5 protein-coding genes are annotated in these 6,057 nt (G+C 68.9%); 2 read left to right on the top strand and 3 right to left on the bottom strand.

Annotated features, from left to right (window positions below; all coding sequences use genetic code 11):
• Positions 1–3,056 (bottom strand): error-prone DNA polymerase (locus tag ACESLR_RS11200; RefSeq protein ID WP_373026130.1); only part of this gene is annotated, 3,056 nt, incomplete at its 3' end.
• A gap of 132 nt (positions 3,057–3,188) precedes the next feature.
• Here ACESLR_RS11200 and ACESLR_RS11195 point away from each other — a divergent pair.
• Positions 3,189–3,731, top strand: coding sequence for a cyclin-dependent kinase inhibitor 3 family protein (locus ACESLR_RS11195; protein WP_373067420.1), 543 nt, complete (start codon positions 3,189–3,191; stop codon positions 3,729–3,731).
• An 8-nt stretch (positions 3,732–3,739) separates the two neighbouring features.
• Here the strand turns inward: ACESLR_RS11195 and ACESLR_RS11190 are convergent, their stop codons facing one another.
• Positions 3,740–4,363, bottom strand: coding sequence for an SPOR domain-containing protein (locus ACESLR_RS11190; protein WP_373067415.1), 624 nt, complete (start codon positions 4,361–4,363; stop codon positions 3,740–3,742).
• Between the two features lie 253 nt (positions 4,364–4,616).
• Between ACESLR_RS11190 and ACESLR_RS11185 the strand changes: the two genes are divergently transcribed.
• Positions 4,617–5,285: a class I SAM-dependent methyltransferase gene (locus tag ACESLR_RS11185; protein WP_373026127.1), complete on the top strand. Its 669-nt coding sequence runs from the start codon at positions 4,617–4,619 to the stop codon at positions 5,283–5,285.
• Here the strand turns inward: ACESLR_RS11185 and ubiG are convergent.
• On the bottom strand, positions 5,232–5,990 hold the full coding sequence (ubiG, locus tag ACESLR_RS11180) for a bifunctional 2-polyprenyl-6-hydroxyphenol methylase/3-demethylubiquinol 3-O-methyltransferase UbiG (RefSeq protein WP_373067408.1): 759 nt from the start codon (positions 5,988–5,990) through the stop codon (positions 5,232–5,234). The genes ACESLR_RS11185 and ubiG overlap by 54 nt on opposite strands.
• Positions 5,991–6,057: the final 67 nt, after the last annotated feature.

Raw genomic sequence — 6,057 nt, 5'->3', positions numbered from 1 at the left:
TCGCTGTACTGCCACTCGCCGTGGGCCTCCAGCAGGCGGCCGTGCAGGACCTCGGCGCGAAAGCGCTCCACCCGGTCCGGCCAGACGATCAGGTTCAACGTACCGGTCTCGTCTTCCAGGGTCAGGAATACCGTGCCGTTGGCCGAGCCGGGGCGCTGGCGGGTGATCACCAGTCCGGCGTAGCGGGCCCCGCTGTAGCCGGGCTGTTCGAGTAGCCGGGCGGCGGTGGCCAGGCGGTGCTGTTCCAGGAACGGGCGCATCAGCGCCAGCGGGTGCGGGCCCAGGCTCAGGCCCTGGGTGGCGTAGTCCTGCACCAGGTCGTCCACCGCATCCGGGCGGGGCAGCAACGGGGTCACGTCGGCCTCGCGCACGGTCTCGCGCGGCCCCTCGGCGAACAGCGGCAGGGGCTCCTCCACCGCCTCGGTTGCCCAGCGCGCCTGGTGGCGGTTGCCGGCCAGGCCCTTCAGCGCGTCGGCGCGCGCGAGGCGATTGGCCTGGGCACGGGTGAGCGCCGCGCGGGCCACCAGGTCCGGCACGTCGGCGAATGGCCGCTCAACGCGGGTGGTGACCACGCGCCCGGCGACGTCGCGGGCCAGGCCGCCGACGCGGTTCAGGCCCAGGCGCAGGGCCAGCGCGTCGCTCCCGGCCAGCGGTTCCACCGTGCACTCCCAGTCACTACAACGCACGTCCACCGGGCGGACCTCCACGCCGTGGCGGCGGGCGTCGGCGACGATCTGTGCCGGGGCATAGAAGCCCATCGGCTGGCTGTTCAGCAGGGCGCAGGCGAAGATCGCCGGTTCATGGCACTTGAGCCAGGACGAGACATAGGTGATCAGCGCAAAGCTGGCCGAGTGCGACTCGGGGAAGCCGTATTCGCCGAAGCCGAGGATTTGCTTGTAGAGCTGCTCGGCGAACTTTTCCGGATAGCCGCGTTCGCGCATGCCGTCCATCAGGCGCGCGCGGTAGCGCGCGAGCTGGCCGGTGCGGCGCCAGGCGCCGATCGCGCGGCGCAGCCCGTCCGCCTCGCCGGCGGAGAAACCGGCCGCGACCATCGCCAGCTCGATCACCTGCTCCTGGAAGATCGGTACGCCGAGGGTGCGCCCGAGCACGCGTTTCACCTCTGCGTTCGGATAGCGCACCCGCTCCGGGTGGGCGCGGCGCTTGAGATACGGGTGCACCATCTCGCCCTGGATCGGGCCGGGGCGCACGATGGCGATCTCGATCACCAGATCGTAGAAGTTCGCGGGCTTCAGGCGCGGCAGCATGCTCATCTGCGCGCGCGACTCGATCTGGAACACGCCCAGGGTGTCGGCCTTCTGCAGCATGCGATAGACCGCCGGGTCCTCGGAGGGGATGTCGGCCAGGCCCCAGTCGCGGCCCCGGTGCTGCGCCATCAGCTCCAGCGCGCGGCGCACGCAGGAGAGCATCCCCAGCGCCAGCACGTCGATCTTCAGCAGGCCCACTGCGTCGAGGTCGTCCTTGTCCCACTGGATCACCGAGCGTTCCGGCATCGCCGCGTTCTCGATGGGGACCAGCTCGTCCAGCCGACCGTCGGCGATCACGAAGCCGCCGGTGTGCTGCGACAGGTGGCGCGGGAAGCCCAGCAGCTCGGCGGTCAGCGTCTGCCACTGCCGGGCCAGGGCGCCGTCCGGGTCCAGCCCGACCTCGCGCAGGCGCTCGGCGGGGATGCCGTCGTCCCACCAGGCGAGGTTGGCGGTCAGGGCGTCCAGCCGCGCACGCGAGATGCCCAGCGCCCGGCCGACGTCGCGCAGGGCGCTGCGGCGGCGGTAGCGGATCACGGTACAGGCCAGCGCCGCGCGCTCGCGGCCGTAGCGCCGGTAGATGTACTGGATCACCTCCTCGCGGCGCTCGTGCTCGAAGTCGACATCGATATCCGGCGGCTCGCCACGCTCGGCGGAGATGAAGCGCTCGAACAGCATGCTGGAGCGCGAGGGATCGACCGCGGTGATGCCGAGTGCGTAGCACACGGCCGAATTGGCGGCCGAGCCGCGCCCCTGGCACAGGATCCCGCGGCCGCGGGCAAAGCACACGATGTCGTAGACGGTCAGGAAGTACGGCTCGTAGCCCAGCTCGCGGATGATGCCCAGTTCGCGTTCGATCTGTTCCTGCACGTTCGGTGGGATGCCGTCGGGCCAGCGCTTGAGTGCGCCCTTGAGGGTCTCCTCGCGCAGGTAGGCGGACGGGGTCATGGTCTTCGGCAACGGGTCGGTGGGGTAGCGGTAGGTGACCGCGTCCAGCGAGAAGTCGCAGTCCCGCGCGATGGCTACACTGGCCTCAAGCCAGGCGGCGGGATACAACGCGGCCAGCTCGGCCCGCGGGCGCAGGCAGCGTTCCCCATTGGGGAAGCGTTCCTGCGCCGCCTCCGCGACCGTCGAACGCAGGCGCAGGGCGGTCAGCACGTCCTGCAGGGCGCGCCGGCCGCGCCGGTGCATGTGCACGTCGCCGCAGGCGATGATCGGGAGCCCAGTGGCGGTTTCCAGCGCCCGGGCACGGGCCGTCAGGGTGGCATCTTCGGGGGTACGCAACTGGCTCACGGCCAGGTGGCCCTGACCTGGGGCGGCCCATCCGGACAGCCAGTGGGCCGCTTCGGCGAGCGCCGCCCCTGGGCTGTCGGCCTCGACCCGCAGCAGGCTGTGCCAGCCGGTGCGGCTCTCGGCGGGCAGGGCATCCAGGTCGGCGCGCGTCAGGTGGTAGTGTCCCTTGTCTGCCGCGCCGCGGGCCCGAGTGATCAATCGGCACAGGGCGGCGTATCCCGTGGGATTGCGCACCAGAAGCGTCAGGGCGGGGCCATCGGCAAGCCGGAAGGTCGCGCCCAGGATCAGGTGCAGGCCACATTCCTTTGCCGCCGCGTGCGCACGCACCACGCCTGCCAGTGAGGCGATATCGGTCAGCGCCAGCGCGCGGTAGCCCAGTGCCTGCGCCCGTTCGACCAGTTCCTCCGGGTGCGAAGCCCCGCGCAGGAACGAGAAGTTGCTGAGGGTCGTCAGTTCGGCGTAGGCAGGGGGCGCGGGCGGAGGGGATGAGGTGGTGTCCATATACTGTATGGAATAACAGTATACCGCCATACGCAAGAAATCGGGCCGGTGCGTACGGGATCGGAATGCACAGTCCTGCCTCTGGCAGCGCTACACTGCAGGGCCATTTCTGTCGCGCTGGAGCGCCTTGTGATGCAGCCATGCAACGTCCATCGGCCCGCTCTCGACATCGGGAGTATCCCGCTCTCCGAAGGGGGTGTGATCGGTATGACTCGTTGCCCCGGCAAGCGCCGGGAGGGAGCGAGCTGCGAAGCGCAGGATGTCCAGGCGGATCTGGCCGGCCTGCGGGAATGGGGCGCGAGCGTGGTCGTCACCCTGAACCAGACGGGCGAGCTGTCGGATCTCGGGGTGCCCGATCTGGGTTCACGCGTGCAGGCGGCGGGGATGCGCTGGCTGCATCTTCCGATCGGCGACATGGCCGCTCCCGATCGGCCCTGGGAAGAGGGCTGGCAGGCCGTCGGACCGCAGGTCCACCAGCGGTTGCGGGCCGGGGAGCGCGTGGTGTTCCACTGCGGGGGCGGTCAGGGCCGTGCGGGAACCATTGCCGCCCTGACCCTCATCGAACGCGGACTTGCGCCGGAGGCGGCCATCCGGGAGGTCCGGTCGGCCCGTCCCGGCGCGATCGAAAGCCCCGACCAGGAACGCTATCTGCGCAGCTTGCCGCGCACAGACTGAGGTGCGTTTCAGGAGTGGTTCAACGGCCGCGCGACGATAAAGGCATCCGCGAGCGTTTCCCCTTCCTGTGCCTCGAGGGCGGCCATCGCGGCTGCGCGCGAGTCGAACAGGCCGATGCGAACCCGGTAGCGGTCGGAGGCCGGCTCGGGTCCGTCCACCACCTCCAGCCGGCTGGCAAGCCCGCGGGCCTTCAGGGTCCGGTCCAGCTTCCGGGCGTTCTCCAGTTCGGTGAATACGCCGGCCTGGATGGAATACCGCCGCTCGGATGCGAAAGCGTCTTCGCTTCCCTTACGCTGGCGTTTCAGCGCGGGTTCCGCCGGCGACGGCTCCCGGTGGTCCCTCTCAATGCGGCCGGAATGGCGAGCCGGCGAGAACAGTGGCAATGCGGCGTCATCGCCGGCGCGGGTCGACAAGGGTGCCGGGGCATCCAGCCACGACGCGCGGGCGCTTCCGGATTCCGGCGCCGGGTCCGTGTTCTCGGTCGCCGGCGATTCGGGCTCGGCGTCCAGCGGTCCGGGGGCCCCGATCGCGGCGCCCGAAAAGACACCGAGAACGAACAGCAGGACCGTGGCCAGCGGGGTGCACAGCACCAGGAGGAACAGTTGGCGTCGGGTAAGGAACAGATTGATCATCTTGTGACCCTCCTTGGCAATCTTTGCCTTTTCGTCATCGAGGGGCGGGTCCACCGTCGTCCGACAGAAACTTGACGTTTCCGCCCTCTTTTCCCGAGATGCAAACCAAATGCCAGTTATAGGGCATGCCTGGAGGAAAGGTGTGCATGGAAGGCTGAACGGTTCGCTGCGATGATGCGCGCAGCATCCGGAGTGTCTCCGTATGGCCCGGGTTCCTGGCGCGATGCCCGTCCGCTCTTGCTCGAGAAGTCTGATGCGAAGTGCGATCTACGATTTCCTGATCCTGCGACTGACCGCCCGCTGGTACGCGGAGGCCCTGGAGCGGATGCCCGACCGCGCGCGAGTGCTGGATGTGGGTATCGGCACGGCGGGGGCACTGCTGGCCAATGTCGGGCGGGCGCGGCGCAAGCAGTTGCACCTGACCGGGATCGACATCGATGGCGACTATGTCCGGCGAGCCCGGAGTCGGCTGCAGGAATCAACCCTGGCCGACTGTGCCGAGGTGTTTCAGGAATCCGTGTACGCCCACGCGGGTGGGCCCTACGACGTGGTGTACTTTTCCGCGAGCTTCATGCTGCTGCCCGATCCGGAACAGGCCCTGCGGCACTGCAAGGGGCTGCTCGCGCCAGGCGGCCGGTTCCTGTTCACACAAACCATCCAGCGCCGCCCGGTGCGCTGGGTCGAGGTCCTCAAGCCCCTGTTGCGACGGATCACGACCATCGATTTCGGGCACGTGACCTACGAGGCGGATCTCCGCGCCCAGCTCGCGGCCGCGGATCTGGTGGTGGAGGAATGGAGCGTGCTGGCCACCCATGGGTCGCGTGCTTCCTGCCTCGTGGTGGCGTGTCCGGCGAGCGAGGGCGCCGGATCAGGCAGGGGACTTGCGCGCCAGGATCATGTAGTTGACGCTCATGGATCGTGACAGCCACATCCGGCGGTTGAGCGGATTGACCTTGACTCCTGTCTGCGCGACGGGCTCCAGGCCGTCCCGGGCCAGCAGCTCCCGCGTTTCCCGAGGCGTGACGAACCGCTTCCACTGATGGGTGTTCCGGGGCAGGATGCGGAAGAGGTACTCGGCCCCGACAATGGCGACCACGAACGAGACCGGATTGCGGTTGATCGTGGCCACGAAGGTGTGCCCGCCGGGGCGGAGCATGCGATTGACGCTCCGCATGAACGCGGGCAGGTCGGCGACGTGTTCGACCACCTCCATGTTGAGGATCACATCGAAGTCTTCCCCGCGCTCGACGAGAGCCTCCGCCGTGTTGACCTCGTACTGGATATCGAGGCCTTGCTCGTCCGCGTGATGCCGCGCCGCGGCGATGTTGCGGTCCACCACGTCCACGCCCAGCACGTCCGCACCGAGGCGGGCCATGGCCTCGCTCAGCAGCCCGCCGCCGCAGCCGATGTCCAGCATGCGCAGGCCGGAGAAGGGATGCTCGGCTTCCGGGTCCCGTCCGAGCGAGTGGCAGAGCTGATGGCGTATATAGTCGCTACGCAGGCGGTTCAGCACGTGCAGGGGCCAGAGCCTGCCATCCGGTTGCCACCACATCTCGGCCAGGGCGCGGTAGCGCTCCACCTCGTTCGGATCGACGGTTCGGTCGCGTTCCACATCCGGAGAATTCATTGGCTGCACGGCTCACCATGGTTGTGAAGGTTACTTTCGGACCACGCGCTCCCGTTTTTGATCGCAC

Source organism: Thioalkalivibrio sp. (assembly GCF_041685615.1).
In the GTDB taxonomy this organism is placed as follows: Bacteria; Pseudomonadota; Gammaproteobacteria; order Ectothiorhodospirales; family Ectothiorhodospiraceae; genus Thioalkalivibrio.
Note: the sequence above shows the minus strand (reverse complement) of the source record. Positions and strands in the feature narration are given on the sequence as shown.